Annotated in this window: 17 protein-coding genes; 4 read left to right on the forward strand and 13 right to left on the reverse strand. The window is 73.2% G+C overall.

Translation table 11 applies throughout. The annotated features are described in order from the left end of the window. Window positions 1-25: 25 nt before the first annotated feature. From KY5_RS35610 to KY5_RS35625, 4 genes are read right to left on the reverse strand one after another with little or no spacing between them, the layout of a single operon-like run. A complete protein-coding gene (locus tag KY5_RS35610; RefSeq protein ID WP_234363264.1) occupies window positions 26-1168 on the reverse strand; it encodes a nitronate monooxygenase in 1143 nt (380 codons plus the stop codon). A gap of 35 nt (window positions 1169-1203) precedes the next feature. Continuing rightward, a complete protein-coding gene (locus tag KY5_RS35615) occupies window positions 1204-1974 on the reverse strand; it encodes a CoA-transferase subunit beta (protein ID WP_098246068.1) in 771 nt (256 codons plus the stop codon). After that, window positions 1971-2843, reverse strand: a complete 873-nt coding sequence (locus KY5_RS35620; protein ID WP_098246069.1) for a CoA transferase subunit A — start codon at window positions 2841-2843, stop codon at window positions 1971-1973. The genes KY5_RS35615 and KY5_RS35620 overlap by 4 nt, the downstream gene beginning before the upstream one ends. After that, window positions 2840-3595 carry an enoyl-CoA hydratase family protein gene (locus KY5_RS35625; RefSeq protein WP_098246070.1) on the reverse strand — a complete coding sequence of 252 codons (756 nt, stop codon included), beginning with the start codon at window positions 3593-3595 and terminating at the stop codon, window positions 2840-2842. The genes KY5_RS35620 and KY5_RS35625 overlap by 4 nt, the downstream gene beginning before the upstream one ends. A 68-nt stretch (window positions 3596-3663) precedes the next feature. Between KY5_RS35625 and KY5_RS35630 the strand changes: the two genes are divergently transcribed. Both KY5_RS35630 and KY5_RS35635 read left to right on the forward strand, forming a co-directional pair. Continuing rightward, window positions 3664-4428, forward strand: a complete 765-nt coding sequence (locus tag KY5_RS35630) for an SDR family oxidoreductase (protein WP_098246071.1) — start codon at window positions 3664-3666, stop codon at window positions 4426-4428. A gap of 21 nt (window positions 4429-4449) precedes the next feature. Further along, window positions 4450-5376 carry an SDR family oxidoreductase gene (locus tag KY5_RS35635; RefSeq protein ID WP_098246072.1) on the forward strand — a complete coding sequence of 309 codons (927 nt, stop codon included), beginning with the start codon at window positions 4450-4452 and terminating at the stop codon, window positions 5374-5376. A gap of 548 nt (window positions 5377-5924) precedes the next feature. Here the strand turns inward: KY5_RS35635 and KY5_RS35640 are convergent. After that, window positions 5925-7364: a DHA2 family efflux MFS transporter permease subunit gene (locus tag KY5_RS35640; protein WP_098246073.1), complete on the reverse strand. Its 1440-nt coding sequence runs from the start codon at window positions 7362-7364 to the stop codon at window positions 5925-5927. A 130-nt stretch (window positions 7365-7494) separates the two neighbouring features. Between KY5_RS35640 and KY5_RS35645 the strand changes: the two genes are divergently transcribed. Then, window positions 7495-8154 (forward strand): TetR/AcrR family transcriptional regulator, encoded by a 660-nt coding sequence (locus tag KY5_RS35645; protein WP_098246074.1) that lies wholly within the window; start codon window positions 7495-7497, stop codon window positions 8152-8154. Here KY5_RS35645 and pcaD read toward each other — a convergent pair. From pcaD to KY5_RS35675, 6 genes are read right to left on the reverse strand one after another with little or no spacing between them, the layout of a single operon-like run. Next, entirely contained in the window at window positions 8142-9290 is a 1149-nt protein-coding gene (pcaD, locus tag KY5_RS35650) for a 3-oxoadipate enol-lactonase (protein ID WP_199843379.1), read from the reverse strand. The genes KY5_RS35645 and pcaD overlap by 13 nt on opposite strands. Continuing rightward, the gene (gene pcaB / locus KY5_RS35655) at window positions 9287-10645 is read right to left on the reverse strand and encodes a 3-carboxy-cis,cis-muconate cycloisomerase (RefSeq protein ID WP_098246075.1); all 1359 of its coding nucleotides are present in this window, start codon (window positions 10643-10645) and stop codon (window positions 9287-9289) included. The genes pcaD and pcaB overlap by 4 nt, the downstream gene beginning before the upstream one ends. Next, window positions 10642-11202, reverse strand: coding sequence for a protocatechuate 3,4-dioxygenase subunit alpha (pcaG, locus tag KY5_RS35660; protein ID WP_098246076.1), 561 nt, complete (start codon window positions 11200-11202; stop codon window positions 10642-10644). Before pcaG ends, pcaB begins: the two co-directional genes overlap by 4 nt. After that, window positions 11202-12005 carry a protocatechuate 3,4-dioxygenase subunit beta gene (pcaH, locus tag KY5_RS35665; protein ID WP_098246077.1) on the reverse strand — a complete coding sequence of 268 codons (804 nt, stop codon included), beginning with the start codon at window positions 12003-12005 and terminating at the stop codon, window positions 11202-11204. The genes pcaG and pcaH overlap by 1 nt, the downstream gene beginning before the upstream one ends. Next, window positions 12002-12673: a 3-oxoacid CoA-transferase subunit B gene (locus tag KY5_RS35670; RefSeq protein WP_098246078.1), complete on the reverse strand. Its 672-nt coding sequence runs from the start codon at window positions 12671-12673 to the stop codon at window positions 12002-12004. The genes pcaH and KY5_RS35670 overlap by 4 nt, the downstream gene beginning before the upstream one ends. Beyond that, window positions 12673-13428, reverse strand: coding sequence for a CoA transferase subunit A (locus KY5_RS35675; protein WP_098246079.1), 756 nt, complete (start codon window positions 13426-13428; stop codon window positions 12673-12675). Before KY5_RS35675 ends, KY5_RS35670 begins: the two co-directional genes overlap by 1 nt. 154 nt (window positions 13429-13582) lie before the next feature. Between KY5_RS35675 and KY5_RS35680 the strand changes: the two genes are divergently transcribed. Beyond that, window positions 13583-14074: a MarR family winged helix-turn-helix transcriptional regulator gene (locus KY5_RS35680; RefSeq protein WP_098246080.1), complete on the forward strand. Its 492-nt coding sequence runs from the start codon at window positions 13583-13585 to the stop codon at window positions 14072-14074. A gap of 21 nt (window positions 14075-14095) precedes the next feature. Here KY5_RS35680 and KY5_RS35685 read toward each other — a convergent pair whose 3' ends face one another. After that, entirely contained in the window at window positions 14096-15043 is a 948-nt protein-coding gene (locus KY5_RS35685) for a DUF3048 domain-containing protein (RefSeq protein ID WP_098246081.1), read from the reverse strand. A gap of 38 nt (window positions 15044-15081) precedes the next feature. Then, a complete protein-coding gene (locus tag KY5_RS35690) occupies window positions 15082-16875 on the reverse strand; it encodes a hydroxysqualene dehydroxylase (protein ID WP_098246082.1) in 1794 nt (597 codons plus the stop codon). Window positions 16876-16964 lie beyond the last annotated feature (89 nt).

Here is a 16964-nt window from a genome sequence, read left to right on the forward strand (position 1 = left end):
GGGGCTCTGCCCCGGACCCCGGTCCTCAAACGCCGGACGGGCTGAATTTTGGTCCCTCGGGTCGTTGATCGTCTGACGGGCTGAATTTTGGTCCCTCGGGTCGTCGATCGTCTGACGGGCTGGATCTCGAACCTAGCTGCGTCACCGTCTCCGCTGCCTCCGTCATGATCCTCTCCACCAGCTCCGCGCACGTCGGGAGGTCCTCGATCAGGCCCGCTACCTGGCCGGAGGCCATGACGCCCGCGTCGGGGCGGCCGTCCACCATCGCCGACTTGAGCATCATGGGGGTGTTCGCCGCCAGGAGGACCTGGCTCCAGGTCAGGTCCTTGCCGTGCTTCATCGCCAGGCCCTCGCGGGCCATGCGGGGCCAGCTGAGGCCGGAGACCTTACGGAACGCCGCCGCGTGGCGTATCGCGCGGGTGAGGGAGGCGAGGCGGCCGGACTTCTCCAGGGCTGCCACCAGGTCCGTGCGGAGCATGCGGTGCGGCAGGCCGTCCACGCGCGTGGTGACCGTGACGTCCTTGACGGATGCCGCGAGGTAGCGGGCCTTGACCGCGTCGGGGACCGTCGAGTCCGAGGTGAGCAGGAAGCGGGTGCCCATGGCGACGCCCGCCGCTCCGTAGGCGAGCGCGGCGACCAGGCCCCGGCCGTCGTAGAAGCCGCCCGCGGCGATCACCGGGATGTCCACGGCGTCGACGACCTGGGGGAGCAGCACCGTCGTGGCGACCTCGCCGGTGTGCCCGCCGCCCTCGCCGCCCTGGACGACGACCGCGTCGGCGCCCCACGCCGCGACCTTCTCGGCGTGGCGCCGCGCGCCGATCGACGGTATGACGATCACGCCCGCGTCCTTGAGCTCGGCGATCAGCTCCTTGGAGGGGGCGAGCGCGAAGGAGGCGACCCGCACTCCTTCGTCGATGATGATGCCGACCCGGTCGCGCGCGTCGCCCGCGTCGGCCCGGAGGTTGACGCCGAAGGGCGCGTCCGTACGGGACTTGACCTCGCGGACGGCCGAGCGGAGCTGCTCGACCGTCATGGTCGCCGATGCCAGGATGCCGAGGGCTCCTGCGTCGGCCGTCGCGGAGACCAGGCGCGGGCCCGCCACCCAGCCCATCCCCGTCTGCACGATCGGATGCCGGACGCCGACGAGCCTGGTCAGTGCGGTGTCCAGGGAGGCTGGTCGTGGCGGAGTGGAGGGCTCCCGCGTCATGCGCGCACCTCGCGGTCGCGCAGGCCGCTCGGGTCCACCACGTCGCGGATCAGGCGCAGTTCCTCGCCGGTGGGCTCCCGGGTGACGGGGACGTCGTCCGGCAGGGACAGCTCGAAGCCGGTGGCCTCGCGCACCTGGTCGACGGTGACGCCCGGGTGCAGGGAGACCAGCCGCATCGCGTGGTCGGGTGTCGCGAAGTCGAAGACGCCGAGGTCGGAGACGACGCGGCGCAGATCGTGGAAGCGGGTCGCCGAGGGGCCCGCGGCGGCCGCGCTGTCGTGGCCGACGCCGCTGATCATGTCGACCTTCGCCACGAACACCCGCGGCGAATGGCGCGGGATCCAGTAACTCACCGGGTTGTTGAGCGTGTTGACCGGCGCGCCGCGCACCCCGAGCAACTGCCGCTTGGGCCGCTCCCAGTCGCCGATGCAGGAGATGTTCTGGTTGCCGAAGCGGTCGATCTGGCTCGCGCCCATCATCACGTGCCGCCTGCCTCCCATCACCATCGTGAGGTGCCTGCGGTAGGGCAGCCAGCCCTCCGTGACCGTCGACGCGGCGCCCACGGCGGGCACGTCGCCGATCAGCAGCGCCTCGCCGTCGGTGAGCAGCAGGTCGGGGGAGAAGGTCAGCTTGGCGAGGCGGGCCGCGACCGCGGGGACCGTGCCCATGGGGGACGCGAGGATCTCGCCCGCGTCGCGCCAGGCCTCGGCGCAGGCGATCACGCAGTACTCGGCGCGGGTGGCGGTCCGTTCGGTCGTCGACGTCATCGCTGCTCCTTGTGCCAGGTCTGGACGGCCAGGTGGTAATCGCGCTCGTCACCGGCGAGGAACCGGGCGCGGAAGGCGTCCCAGGCGTCCGGGTCGGCCGCCGCGGTGGCGTACGCCTTCTGGAAGGGCTCGTCGCGGCCGTAGTCAGGCACGCAGGAGGTGAAGTGCGCCCCCTTGGGCGTCTCGGCGACGCCCGTCACGGAGTGCCGGGAGATCAGCATCGTCTGCGGCGCGGCGTGCTCGGTGAGGGCCGCGGACTCCACGACGCGCTCGCACGAGACGTACGCCGTGTCGGCGGCCTCGCAGAAGAGGTCGTCGAAGTACGGGTCGGGGCCCAGGTACTGGCCGTTGCCCGAGCGGTCCGCACGGTTCATGTGGACCAGGGCCGCGTCCATCCGCAGCGCGGGCACGGCGACGAGCTCCTCCCCGTCCTCGTACGGCGAAGTGACCGTGCGCAGCTGGGGGTTGACCCGCAGGACGTCCGAGCCGAGGCCCGCGCGGATCGGCAGGAACGGCAGCCGCTGGGCGCCCGCGGTGAGGCCCTGCATGAACATCGCCTCGTCCAGCTCGACCAGTTCGAAGGCGCCGCGCTCGCGTGCCGCGCGGAAGTGCGGTTCGAGGGGGATCGAGTCGAGCGTGGTGAAGGCGGTGATCAGCTTGCGGATCCGGCCCGCTTCGGCGAGCAGGCCGACGTCGGGTCCGCCGTAGGAGACGAGGGTCAGATCGGTGACGTCCGACCGCAGCAGCGCGCGCACCAGTGCCATCGGTTTGCGCCGTGAGCCCCAGCCGCCGATGCCGAGCGTCATTCCGCTGCGCAGCCGCCCCACGATCTCGTCGGACGTCATCCTCTTGTCGATCGCGCCGGTCATGCCCTGCCCTCCCCTTGTGTGCCGAAGTCGTCGCGGATGCGGTCGGCCAGACCGCTGAGGTTCGCCTCGAAGGTGAAGCCCTGCTCGAAGCGGTAGCTGCGGTGCACGTCCACGGGGTCGATGCCGTTGATCGCGGCCTTAGCGAACCGCAGCAGCGTGCCGTCCTTGCGGGCGATCTCCCGCGCCAACTCCAGGGCTGCCTCGTGCAGTTCGGCGCGGGGGACGACCCGCCACACGGAGCCGTGCGCGTGCAGCTCGGCGGCCGTCGCGGTGCGCGAGGTGTAGTACAGGGCGCGCATCAGGTGCTGCGGCACCAGGCGGGCCAGGTGGGTGGCGGCGCCGAGCGCGCCCCGGTCCAGCTCGGGCAGGCCGAACGTGGCGTCCTCGCTCGCCACGATCGCGTCCGCGTTGCCCACGAGGCCGATCCCGCCGCCCAGGCAGAACCCGGCCACGGCCGCGACGACCGGCACCTCGCACTCGTACACCGCCGAAAAGGCCGCGTAGCACCCGCGGTTGGCGCCGATCAGCGCCGCGTGTCCGGTGTCGCGCTGCATCTCCTTGATGTCCACGCCCGCGTTGAAGCCGCGGCCCTCGGCGGTCAGCACGACGCAGCGCGTCCCGGGGTCGCGCCCGGCGGCGCGCAGGGCGTCCGCCAGGTCGTACCAGCCCTGCACGGGAAGGGCGTTGACGGGTGGGTAGTCGACGGTGACGACGGCCACGCCCTTGTCGGGGACGGAGGTGGAGACAGGCATCAGAGGATCCGCTACCTTTCAATCACACGCCTTCAACCAAACATTTGTTAGTTGGAAAGGTAGCAGCGATGACTGACACACGACAGGTGGTCGTCGTGACCGGCGGCACCCGGGGCGTCGGTGCCGGAATCGCCCGGAGTTTCCTCGCCGAGGGTGCCCGGGTCGTCGTCTGCGCCCGCAGGCCCCCGGACGAGCCCGTCGAAGTGGCGGGCGAGAGCGCCGAGTTCAGGCCGCTCGATCTGCGCGACGCCTCGGCGGCCCACGGCTTCTTCGCCGAAGTCGCCGCCGACCACGGCCGCGTGGACGCGCTCGTGAACAACGCGGGCGGCACGCCCTTCGGTCTGCTCGCCGAGTCCGCCCCGGCCCGCCAGGCCAAGATCGTCGAACTGAACCTCCTCGCCCCGCTCTACGCCTCGCTCGCCGCGTACGAGGTGATGCGCTCCCAGGAGTCGGGCGGCAGCATCACGATGATCGGCAGCGTCAGCGGGACCAGGCCGTCGCCGGGCAGCGGTGCCTATGGCGCGGCGAAGGCGGGCCTGGAGAACCTGGCGGGGACCATGGCCGTCGAATGGGCCCCCGCCGTGCGCGTGAACACGGTCGTGCTCGGCCTCGCCCGCACCGAGAGCGCGCATCTGCACTACGGCGACGAGGACGGCGTCGAACGCGTCGCGCGCACCGTCCCGCTCGGCCGCCTCGCCGACCCCTCCGACGTCGGCGACGCCTGCGTCTTCCTCGCCTCCGACCGGGCCCGGTACATCAGCGGCGCCGCACTCCGGCTGCACGGCGGCGGCGAACGGCCCGCCTTCCTGGCCGAGGCGTCCGTCAACCACTGAACGCATCCGAGGAGTTCTGCCATGCCGTCAGTCGACAAGTCCGGGCTCTGCGAGGGCCGCGTCGTCATCGTCACCGGCGCGGGCCGCGGCCTGGGCCGGGCCCACGCGCGCGCGTACGCCGCCGAGGGCGCCAAAGTGGTCGTCAACGACCTCGGCGTGGGGCCCGACGGCTCCGGGGGCTCGGCCGGGCCCGCGCACGACGTCGTCGAGGAGATCCGCGCGGCGGGCGGCGAAGCCGTCGCGCACGGCGGGGACATCGCGACGTGCGAGGGCGCCGCGTCCCTCGTGCGCACCGCCCTCGACACCTTTGGCCGCCTGGACACCCTCGTCAACAACGCGGGCTTCCTGCGGGACCGGATGCTGCTCAACCTCGACGAGGACGCCTGGGACGCGGTGATGCGGGTTCATCTCAAGGGCCATTTCCTGCCGTTGAAGCACGCGGGCGCGTACTGGCGGGCCGAGGCGAAGGCGGGGCGCGCCGTGCACGCGTGCGTGGTCAACACCAGCTCCGGGGCCGGCCTGTTGGGCAGCGTCGGACAGGGGAACTACAGCGCCGCCAAGGCGGGCATCCTGGGCCTCACCCTGGTCGCCTCCGCCGAACTGGCCTCCTACGGAGTGCGGGTGAACGCGATCGCGCCCGCCGCGCGCACCCGGATGACCGAGCAGACCTTCGCCGACACGATGGCCGCCCCCGAGGACGGCGGCTTCGACGCGATGGCCCCCGAGAACGTCTCCCCGCTCGTCGTCTGGCTGGGCTCCGCCGCGTCCGCCGGGGTCACGGGCCGCGTCTTCGAGGCGGAGGCGGGCCGCATCACCGTCATGGAGGGCTGGCGCCCCGGCCCGACCACCGACAAGGGATCCCGGTGGACCCCCGCCGACGCGGGCGAGGCGACCCTGAAACTACTCGCCGAGGCGCAGGCGCCGCAGCCGGTGTACGGGGCGCGCTGAGCCCGCGAAGGGCTGGGTACGTGTCCGCGCGGGTCGCGCTGCCGGTGGGCGTCCAGGTGACGCTCGTCGCCGGGACGCGCCGGTCCGGTTCCCGTCGCCGATGGACCTGCCTACCGCTCGCCGCCGGGGGGGGGCACGGCTCCGGTGCCGTCAGTGCGGGTGTGGCCCGTCTGTGGTGAGGGCTGTGTCCCACCCTTGTCGGGGCGTGTTCCGTCGGTCTCCGCGAGGGGGACGATCGCCCGGCCTCCGCGCCCGGTGCGGGCTTTGCCCGGCCTCCAGTACCAGCGGGTCCGCCGCGCCCGTGTCCCCTCGACGCGCGTGCGGCCCGCTCGCGATGCGGGCTGTGTGCCGCCCTTGTCCGAGTGTCCTCGCCCGGCCTTCGCCGGGGCTGGCGCCGCACTCGGCGAGGTGTGCGCGGGCGCCCGCGAGGTCACCGATCGCCGCGCACGGTCCCTGCCCGCCGCGCGCAGCGTTCGCCCGATCGCCTGGCCCACACCTGGTGAGGGCCTACCGGCCCCACCACCAGCAGGCCCTGGACCCGCGCTCCGTCAGTGCGCGTGCGGCCCGCCCGTGATGCGGGCCGTCCCCCTCGGCACGATCACGAGTACCGCCGCCGCGCTCACCGCGGCGGCCGTCGCGCACACCGTGAAGGCGTCGCCGAAAGCGGCGCTCGAACCGTTCGCGATTCCGGTCGCGGCGACCGTGGAGACCACCGCGACCCCCACCGAACCACCCACCTCGTGGAAGGTGTTGACCAGGCCGGAGGCGATTCCCGCCTCCTCGGGGGCGATGAATCCGAGCGCGGTCGTGGTGGCCGCGACGAAGACCGCGCCGAGGCCGAGCGCGGCGACGGAGAGGCCCGGCGCGACGGTCGCCCACGCGTTGCCCTCCGAGCCGATCCCGATGAGCGTCCCCGTGCCGAGCGCGGCGAGCGCGAGCCCGGCGGTCCCGGTCGGGCGGGCGCCCGCACGGCCCACGAAGTGCCCGCCCAGGTGCGCGCCGAGCCCCGTGGCGACGGCCACCGGCAGGAACAGCACCCCGGTGCGCAGCGCGCCGAACCCGCGTACCTCCTGGAGATACACCGACCCCAGGAAGAACAGCGAGATCAGCAGCGCGGTCGCCACCAGCATCAGGTACGCGCCCGCCACGACGGGCCTGCGGCGCAGGATCCGCAGGTCGATCAGCGGGCTGCGGTGGGCCCGCTCGACCGCGGCGAACACCCCGTACGCGAGGACCGCGGCCACGACCGGCAGCAGCGTCCGTACGTCGGACCAGCCGCTGTCACCCGCCTCCACCAGGCCGTAGATGAGCGCGCCCGTGCCCGCGGTGGCGAGCAGCGCGCCGGGGACGTCCAGGCGTGCGGGGCGCGGCGTCCTGGCGGCGACGAGCAGGGGCAGGGCCACCAACAGGGCGACGCCGACAGGGACGTTGACGTAGAAGATCCACTCCCAGCCCGGACCATCGGTCAGCAGTCCCCCCAGCAGCACGCCGATCGCGGAGCCCGCGCCGCCGATCGCCGCCCAGACGCCGAGCGCCCGGTGCCGCGCGGGCCCCTCGAACGTCGTGGTGAGGATCGCGAGGGCGGCGGGCGACAGGAGCGCGGCGCCCACGCCCTGCGCGACGCGGCCCGCGATGAGCGCGGCGGCGTTCGGCGCGAGACCGGTGAACAGCGAGGCGGCCGTGAACAGCGCGAGCCCCGCGAGCAGCGTGCGACGCGCCCCGAACACATCGGCGAGGCGACCGCCGAGCAGCATCAGACCGCCGAAGCAGAGCGCGTACGACGTCACCACCCAGGTCAGCGCCGTGCGGCCGAGGCCCAGGTCGGCGGCCATGCTCGGCAGCGCCACGTTCACGACGGTCACATCGAGCACGAGCATGAACTGGGCGAGGCAGAGCAGGGCGAGGAGGGGCCATGTGCGGTTGCCACGCGCCGTGTGGGGGGCGTTGTGGGGCGGCTGTGGGTGTGCGTGCGGGCGTGGGTGTGTCATGGCGGGTTCCCCCAAGGCGTGGGCTTAGCCGGGCAGGCCGGTTGTCCGGCCTGCCTCACGATTATGAACTGTACGGTGCAGTTCATGTGAACTCAACTGTTCAGTTCAGGTCGCTGTTAAGGTACGGGCCATGAGCACGAAGTCGGACGGCACCGAGCCGACCACCAGGACGCTGCCCACCGGTGCCCGCGCCGAGCGCAAGCGGGAAGCCATCGTCACGGCCGCGCGGACGCTCTTCCTGCGCGACGGCTTCGGCGTGGGGATGGACGCCATCGCCGCCGAGGCGGGCGTCTCCAAGGTGACCGTCTACAACCACTTCGGCAGCAAGGAAGCGCTGTTCACCGCCGTGATCGCGGGCGCGCTCGACGAACCCCTCGGAGCCTCGTCATCGGTGGCGGCGCTCGACGGCCTCACACGGGCGGACGACCTGCGCGAGGCGTTCCTGTCCGCCGCCCGCGCCTGGGTCGACGCCGTCCGCACCGATCAGGACATGAGCGCCCTGCGACAGCTCGTGGCCCGCGAGATCCACCGCTTCCCCTCGCTCGGCAAGGCGTGGGAGCACCACGGCCCCGAGAGCCACCACCCGGCGGTCGCGGGGGCGTTGCGCGAACTCGCCGAGCAGGGGCGCCTGGCCATCCCCGACACCGAGGCCGCGGTCATCCAGCTCTACTCGCTGCTGGTCTTCCCGCACCTGGTCTTCGGCGCGTACGGGACGGAGATCAGCGACGACCTGACGGAGCGTCTGATCGTCACCGGTGTCGACATGTTCCTCGGGTACTACGCGGTCTGACCTCCCTTGGGATCGTCCTCGTCGAAGACCCGCCGCGCCACCGCGAACGCCGCGTTGGCCGCGGGCACCCCGCAGTACACGCCCGTCTGCAACAGCACCGCGCCGATCTCCTCGGGCGTGAGCCCGTTGCGGCGGGCCGCACGGACGTGCAGGGCCAGCTCGTCCAGGTGTCCGTGCGCGACGAGCGCGGTCAGGGTGACCATGCTGCGCTCGCGGCGCGTGAGCGTCGGGTCGGTCCAGATCTCGCCCCACGCGTAGCGCGAGATGAAGTCCTGGAAACGGGCCGTCAGGGGCGTGGTGTTCGCCTGCGCGCGGTCCACGTGGGCGTCACCGAGCACCTCGCGCCGCACGGCCGTTCCCCGCGCGGCGGGCCCCCTGAAGTGCGCGCGCAGCGCGGCGGTCACGGCGTCGGGCCGCTCCGCCGGTGCCAGGTGGGACGCGCCCGCGACCTCGATGAGCGAGGCGCCGGGCACCCCGTCGGCGATCTCCCGCGCGTGGGCGGGCGGCGTCGCGGGGTCCTCGCGCCCGGCGAGCACCAGCGTGGGCGCGGTGATCGAGGGGAGCCGATCCCGGATGTCGAAGGCGGCGAGGGCGTCGCAGCACGCGGCGTAGCCCGCAGGGTCGGCCGCGCGGTGGTCGGCGACGAGGCCGGGCACCGTGAACCCGTGGGTGAACCACCGTTCGGGCGCGGACTCCGCCAGCGTGGCCAGGCCCTCGCGGCGCACCTGTTCGGCCCGCTCCCGCCAGGGCCGTTCGCCGCCGAAGTGCGCCGAGGAGCAGATCACGGCGAGACTCGCCACGCGCTCCGGGTCGTGGGCCGCGAGACGCAGTCCCACGGCGCCGCCGAGCGAGACTCCCGCGTACGCGAAGCGGTCGATGCCCAGCGCGTCGGCGAGCGCGAGGACGAGCTCCGCGAGCTCGGCGACCCTCGCGCCGGGACCGATCAGATCCGCCGGTGAGCCGCCGTGTCCTGGCAGGTCCCAGCGCACCACCCGGTGGGTGGTGGCGAGTTCGGGCGCCACGGCGTCCCACAGGGCGGTGGAGGTGCCGAGGGAGGGGCCGAGGATCAGCGGGGGCGCGGTGCCCGGCCCCTCGACGGTGTGGTGCGGGATCCTGCGGTGGGGTGCGCTGCTCAACGTCGCTCCAGGGCACGGTCGGTGAGGGCTCCGGCGGAGCCGGTGTAGTGGGCGGGGTCGGTGAGCCCGGCCAGGTCCAGGTCCTTGAGCGCGGGTTCGTCGGCGAGGACCTCCGCGAGCGTGCGGCCCTCGGTACGGGTACGCCGTGCCGCCTCGGTCAGCACCGCCTTCGCGCGGGCCCTGCCGAGCAGCGGCGCCAGCTCGGCCGCGAGCCGCTCGGAGACGATCAGCCCACCGGTCAGGCCCAGGTGTTCGCGCATCGCGTCCGGGTGCGCGCGCAGCCCCTCCGCGAGCTCCGCCGCGGCGTGCGCCGCGCCGCCGACCAGGCGCAGCAGCTCCCGCAGCGGCTCCCACTCGGCGTGCCAGGCCCCCGCGGGCCGCTCGTCCTCCGCGACCAGCGACCCGAGCAGCGTCCCCGCGAGCCCCGGCGCGCGCCGCGCGGCCGCGACGACGAGCGTGGCACGGACGGGATTGGCCTTGTGGGGCATGGCGGACGACCCGCCGCCCGACCCCTCGGACACCTCGGCGATCTCGGTACGGGACAGCGTGAGCACATCGGCCCCGGCCTTGCCCAGCGCACCGGCGGCGAAGGCGAGCGCGGTCGCGAGATCGGCGACGGGCGTGCGGAGGGTGTGCCAGGGCAGGGCGGGTTCGCGGAGCGCGAGCTGCTCGGCGTACGCGGCGAGCACCCGCAGTGCGGGGTCGCCGTCCCCGTCTCCCTCCCCACCGCCCTCTCCGTAGACGCCGATCGCGGCCAAGGTCCCCGCCGCGCCGCCCAGTTGCACGGGCAGCGAATCCCGTACCGCCCGCACCCGGTCCCGCGCGTCGAGCGTCAGGGAGCGCCAGCCCGCCGCCTTCAGGCCGAAGGTCGTCGGGACCGCGTGCTGGGTCAGGGTCCGGCCCGGCATCGGGGTGTCGCGGTGCGCCGAGGCGAGGCGGGCCGTCGCGTCGGCCGTGCGGGTCAGGTCCGTGAGGATCAGGTCCAGGGTCCGCGCGGAGACCAGCATGGTCGCCGTGTCCATGATGTCCTGGCTGGTCGCGCCCCGGTGGACGTAGGGCGCCGCCGATGCGGGCACCGCCGCCGTCAGGTCCGCGACCAGCGGGATCACCGGATTGCCGCCGTCCCGCGCGCGTAGCGCGATGTCGCGGAGGTCGAAGCGGGCCGCGTCGCGGGCCGCGTCCGTGATGGCCGCGGCGGCCTCCTGCGGCGCGACGCCCACCGCCGCCTGGGCGCGGGCCAGCGCGGCCTCGGCGTCCAGGAGCGCCTGGAGGAAGGCCGCGTCGGAGGTCGCCGCCTCGGCGGCCGAGCCCGCGGCGGCGGGGGAGAGGAGCCCGCCCACGAGGAGCCCGCTCACCCGAACTCCAGGAACACGGTCTCGTCCGCCCCTTGGAGGCGGATGTCGAAGCGGTAGGTGCGTGCCGTCTCGCTCCGCGCGATCAGCGTCGAACGCCGCTCGGCGTCGAGCGAGCCGAGCAGCGCGTCACCGGGCTTGTCCACCAAGTACGCGCGCGTGTACAGGTGATGGAGCAGCCCGCGCGCGAAGACGGCGATCGATATGTAGGAGACGCCGCCTGGCGGCAGTGTCCGCACGGTCCAGTGGCCGTCCGCGTCGGTCGGCACCCTGCCGAACCCGGTGAACGCGACACCGTCCCTGCCGATCACCCGCCCGGTGACGGGATCGTGCCGCAGCGACCCGGGCGCGCCCGTGCGCGAGCCGTCGGGGGCGGGCTGCCAGGTCTCGATCAGGGCGTCGGGAACGGGCTGTCCGGCTCCGTCGAACACGTACCCGTGCAGGGTGATCGTGTCGGCGTGTCCGTCGGGTGCGACCTCGCCGCCGCGCGGGAAGGGCAGCGCGTAGCCGTAGAAGGGCCCGACGGTCTGCGAGGGGGTGGGGGCGGGGGAGTGCCGCATCAGTGCTGCTCGCCTTCCTCGAAGAGGGTCGCGGACGGGCCGTCGAGGACGATGTCCCAGCGGTGGCCGAGCGACCATTCCGGCACGGACAGGTCGTGGTCGTAGGCGCAGACGAGCCGCTGCCGCGCGGACTCGTCCGTCACCGACCGCAGTACGGGGTCGTAAGGGAAGAGCGGGTCCCCGGGGAAGTACATCTGCGTGACAAGGCGCTGTGTGAACGCGGTGCCGAAGAGGGAGAAGTGGAGGTGGGCGGGGCGCCAGGCGTTGACGTGATTGCGCCACGGGTAGGCGCCCGGCTTGATCGTCGTGAAGGAGTACGCCCCCGAGTCGTCGGTCAGACAGCGGCCGAAGCCCGTGAAGTTCGGGTCGAGGGGAGCCGGGTGCTGGTCCAGCTGATGGGCGTACCGGCCGGAGGCGTTGGCCTGCCACAGCTCGACCAACTGGCCGCGTACGGGCCGCCCTTCGCGGTCCAGGACCCGGCCGCTCACGGTGATCCGCTCGCCGAGCGGTTCGCCCTGGTGCTGCCGGGTCAGGTCGCGGTCCAGGGCCGTCACGTCGGTGACGCCGAAGGCCGGGCCGCTCAGCTCCACCGCCTCGGGGTCGCGGACCGGTATCAGGGGCTGCTCGGGGTGGCGGAAGTGGCTGCTGCGGTAGGGCGGGTAGTCGCGCGGCGGGTGGTTCCCGGGGGTCGCCGCCGACTGGGCCCTGTCGGCCTCGGCGTCGATCGCGCGCTGGTCGAGGCCGTCGGGCAGAGGCCGGGGCCGGGGCAGGGGCGGGTGCTGGGACTGTGTGGTCGTCGTCATCGTGTGCGGCTCCGTGCTGCGGGGAGGGCGATTCCCTCGGGGACGTGGACCTTCGCCGCGGTCTTCGCAGCGATCTCCTCGACCGGGACGCCCGGCGCCAACTCGACGAGCGCCAGGCCGTGTTCGGTGACGTCGAGTACGCCGAGGTCGGTGATGATCCGGTCGACACACGCCTTGCCGGTGAGCGGCAGCGCACACTCGTCCAGGATCTTCGGCGCGCCGTCCTTGGTGGTGTGCGTCATGACGGCGATGACGGTGCGGGCGCCGTGCACGAGGTCCATCGCCCCGCCGATCCCCGTGATCATCTTGCCGGGGACCGCCCAGTTGGCGAGGTCGCCCCGGGCGGAGACCTGCATCGCGCCCAGGACCGCGACGTCGATGTGGCCGCCGCGGATCATCCCGAAGGAGAGCGCCGAGTCGAAGTAGGCGGCGCCGGGCAGGACGGTCACGGTCTCCTTGCCCGCGTTGATGAGGTCCGGGTCGACCTCGTCCTCGGCGGGGTAGGGGCCCACGCCGAGGATGCCGTTCTCGGACTCCAGGACCACCTCGACGCCCGGCGGCAGGTGGTTGGGGATCAGGGTGGGAAGGCCGATGCCGAGGTTCACGTACTGGCCGTCGCGCAGCTCCGCGGCGGCCCGCGCGGCCATCTCCTCACGGGTCCAGGCCATCAGTTGCTCACCGTCCGCTTCTCGATGCCCTTGTCGGCCGCCTGCTCGGGGGTGAGCGCGAGGACCCGCTGCACGAAGATCCCGGGCAGGTGCACCTCGTCGGGGTCGAGCGCGCCCGGCTCCACGAGCTCCTCCACCTCGGCGATCGTCACGCGGCCCGCCATCGCGGCCAGGGGGTTGAAGTTCCGCGCGGACTTGGCGAAGACGAGGTTGCCGTGCCGGTCGCCCCTGGCCGCCCGTACGAGGGCGAAGTCGGTGCGGATGCCGTGCTCCAGGACGTACTCCGTGCCGTCGAACGCGCGCACCTCCTTGGGTGGCGACGCCACCTGGACCCCGCCCGCGCCGTCGTAGCGCCAGGGCAGTCCGCCGTCGGCCACCTGGGTGCCCACGCCGGCCGGGGTGTAGAAGGCGGGGATGCCCGCGCCGCCCGCCCGCAGCCGCTCGGCGAGGGTGCCCTGGGGGATCATCTCGACCTCCAGCTCGCCGCCCAGGTACTGACGGGCGAACTCCTTGTTGGCGCCGATGTAGGAGCCGGTCACGCGGGCGATCCGGCCCGCGGAGAGCAGCACGGCGAGTCCGGAGTCCATCGCTCCGCAGTTGTTGGACACCACGTGCAGCTCCGTGACGCCCGCCGTGTGCAGCGCCCGTATCAGCTCGCCCGGCACCCCGCTCAGGCCGAAGCCGCCGACCGCGAACGACGCGCCGTCCCCGGCGTCGGCCACCGCGTCGGCGGCCGTGGCCACCACCTTGTCCATCCGTGCGGCCCCCTCTCCTCGTGTCCAATTAATCAGAGCACTGACTATTCAGGTGAGAGTAGGAGTTGGCGAAGTGCATGGCAAGAACCGGTAATCAGGCGTGCCGAAGCCGGGTATCGTTCAGTGCACCGACAAAAGCACGAAGGAGAATCCCATGGCCGCGGTGGACCTTGCCACCCACCCCGGGCACCTGGCCCGGCGGCTGCAGCAGGCGCACTACCTCCTGTGGAACACGATGGTCTCCGAGGAGATCACCTCGCCCCAGTTCGCCGTGCTCAACGCCCTGGTCGCCGAACCCGGCCTCGACCAGCGGACCGTGGGGGAGCGGGTGGGGCTCGACCGCTCGACCGTCGCCGAGGTCATCAGCAGGCTGATCCGGCGCGAACTGCTCGACAAGGTCCGCGACCCGGGGGACGGCCGCCGCTATCTGCTGCGGCTCACCGACGAGGGCGGGCGCACGCACCGCAAGCTCACCCTGCGGACGGCGCGGATGAACCAGGTCTTCCTCGCGCCGCTCTCCGCCGACGAGCAGGGCGTGTTCTTCGATCTGATCCAGCGGGTCGCGGACGCGGCGGAGGGGCTGCGCAACCCGGGAGAAGACAGGTCGCGCCGGCCGGGCGAACCGGCAACGGCCGCGCGGGGCTGACAGGGCCAGGCCCCCCCGCGCTCACGCCTTCGCGTACACCACCCACACCTGCCCCTTGGCGAAGGGCAGCGCGGCACCGTCCGCCGTCGTGAACTCCGTGCCGTCCTCGGCCGTCGGCCGCTTCCAGCGCGCGTCGTAGGCCCTGCCGTCCCGCAGCACCCGCGCTGTGCCCGAGCCCACCGTCTCGCTGAACGGCGACACGTTGCCCGAGCGGTCGTGGAAGCGGGACTCGCGGATCTTCACGTACTGCACGACGACGGTGGACGCGCTGAGCTCCTTGCCCGCGGACGTACGGGCCCGCTCGCCGTCCATCGCGATGCGCCAACGCCCCTCGTACTCCACCCAGTCGAAGGTGAAGCGGGCCGCGGGGAAGCGGACCGTGCGCCGGGTCTCCGGCGTGCCGCCCGCCGGGCGCGGGCCGAACCGGAACCCGGTGCTCGCGAGCCCGCCCGCGCTCGGCGCGGCCTTCAGGGCGGCGGGACGCAGGAACAGATCGTGCGGTGCGGCCTTGCCGCCGCCCCGGTAGTAGGCGGCGCCGGGCGCCTTGCCGGGCGGCCGTGCCCGCAGGCGCGCGTCGGCGATCAGCGGGAGGAGCTTGGACTGCGCACCGGAGAACGCGAGCACCGGATCGTCGAACTGCCGCAGCAGTTCGAGATCCGTCTCGCGCGCGCTGCGCACCGGACCGATCACGTCCGGCACGTGCGAGGCGAAGATCGCCATCAGCCGGCTGAGGCCCGCCTCCACCTGCTCGACATAGACGACGTCCGCGGCGTCGATGCCGGTCTGCGGGCGCGCGGGACCCACGTTGTCGATCTTCACGGCGAGCACGGTGCCGCCGTCGCCCGCGCCCGGCGGAGGCTTGCCGTCCGCCCCGCCGTCGGGCTCGATCGTGCAGCCGGACATCAGGGCGGCGAGCGCGATCGCCACCGCCGCCCCGGCCCGTATCCGCGTGTGCGTCCGCCGTCTCATGCGGAGGTCCTACCCCGTACCCGCCCGTTCGCAGCGCGTCAGCCCAGATCCAGGGCGTTGCGCAGACCGAGCCGGTAGCGGGTGCGGTCGTGGCGCTTGAGCAGCTCGATCGCGGGGACCCGGTACAACGGGGTGACCGTGCACGGCTTCTGGTCCGAACCGGCCCTCTCCAGCAGGGCGTTGACCGCCTGACGGGCCGACGCGTTGGCGCCCTCCATCGTCGCCAGGTCGATGTCGACCGAGACGTAGTCGCCGGAGAGGAAGAGGTTGGGGATCTTCGTGGCGGCCGAAGGGCGGTTGTGCAGGGTGCCCACGGGATGGATGAGGAGCTGGTCCTCGTTGGTCGGGTTCGGGGTGCCGAGGCCGTCGACGCCGGGGTCGAGGAACCACGAGTGCAGCTTGCTGTCGCTCAGCACCGTCTTGCCGGTGTCGTTGAGCGCGGCCTTGAGCTGCGCCCACACCTCCTTGGCGACCTCGTCCCTGGTGCACTGCTTGGCCGTCTTGCCGTACAGCATGCCGGGCTTGTCCCACTCGGAGATGTCCACCGAAAGGCACTCGACCGCGGCGCCGTCCCCGTAGTCGGCGGGGAAGTCGCGCTCGGGCCAGTGGCCCGCCTGCGCGATGCCGGTCAGCGACCAGGGCGAGTCGATGCAGTTGAAGTGGCCCTTGACCACGGGCGGACGCTCCGTCAGATAGAACTGGATGCCCGTCATCCAGTCCGTCTCCAGCTTGTCGCAGCGCGCCAACTGCGGGTCGGCGGCCTTCAGTTCGCTGCTCCAGGTCTTGCGCGCGTGCTCCACGGGCATCGCCTGGACGTAGTGGTCGGCGGTGATGTCACGCCGTGCGCCTTGGGGGTCCTCGACCACGGTCTTGGTGATACGGCCGCCGCCGAACGCCAGCTCGCGCACGGTCCAGCCGATCTTGAACTCCACGCCGAGGGACGTGAGGTGGGTCACCCACGGGTCGATCCACGCCTCGTTCGTCGGCGCGTTCAGGATGCGGTCGGGCGGGCCGTCGGCGCCCTGGCCGAGCGCGTTGAGGACGAACGCCTCGCCGAGGGTGCCGACGGTGCGGGTGCTCGCCACCTCGGCCTTGGTCGCCACGATGTTGCGGGTGACGCCGATCGCGAGGATGCGCTGGTAGTCCTTCGACATCCGCTCGGCGCGCACGAACTCCCACCAGGGCGTCGACTCCCAGTCGTCGTCGCGGCGTTCGTCGCAGCTGGTCAGGAAGACCAGGGCGCGGTTCACGAAGTACGCGATCTCGTGGCCCGGCAGGTTGAAGGCGGTGTCGAGCAGCGCGGTGAGCGCCCGCGCGATGTCGTCGAGCGTCAGCTGCTCCGGCTCGCTGCCCGGCCACGGGATCGGCATCCGGATGTCCTCGCGGCCGGTGCGCGCGAACGACATCTCGCGGGGTGCGGCGAGGTTGTCCCACACGCCGTTCGCGTTGCCGGGGAAGGGGATGCGCCGCATGGTGTCGGGGAGGTTGTGGTAGATCCCCGGGATGAAGCGGAAGCCGTGCTCGCCCGGCAGCGGCTTGCGGTTGCCCTTCGCGCTGTGCGGTACGTCCATGCTGCGGGCCTTGCCGCCGAGGGCCCTGCGCTCGTAGACCGTGACGGCGAAGCCGCGTTCGGCCAGTTCGTGCGCGGCGGTCAGGCCCGCCACGCCGCCGCCGAGCACGGCAACGGACTGCCGCGCGCGCGGGGCCCCGGGAGCGGCCGCCGCCGCGGTCAGCGCCCCCGCCCCCACACCCAGCGCGGCCGCGCCGCCGACCGCCGCCGCCCCCGCGACGAACCCCCGTCGCGTACTGCCCTCGGCACCACTGCGCCCCATGCCCCGTCCCCCTTACCATCGGTAACTGACGTGTCAGGCGCAGGAGCCTAGGGTCGAGGTCAGTGGGGCGGAAGGTACGCGCGCGCCGC

The organism is Streptomyces formicae, from assembly GCF_002556545.1.
GTDB lineage: Bacteria > Actinomycetota > Actinomycetes > Streptomycetales > Streptomycetaceae > Streptomyces > Streptomyces formicae_A.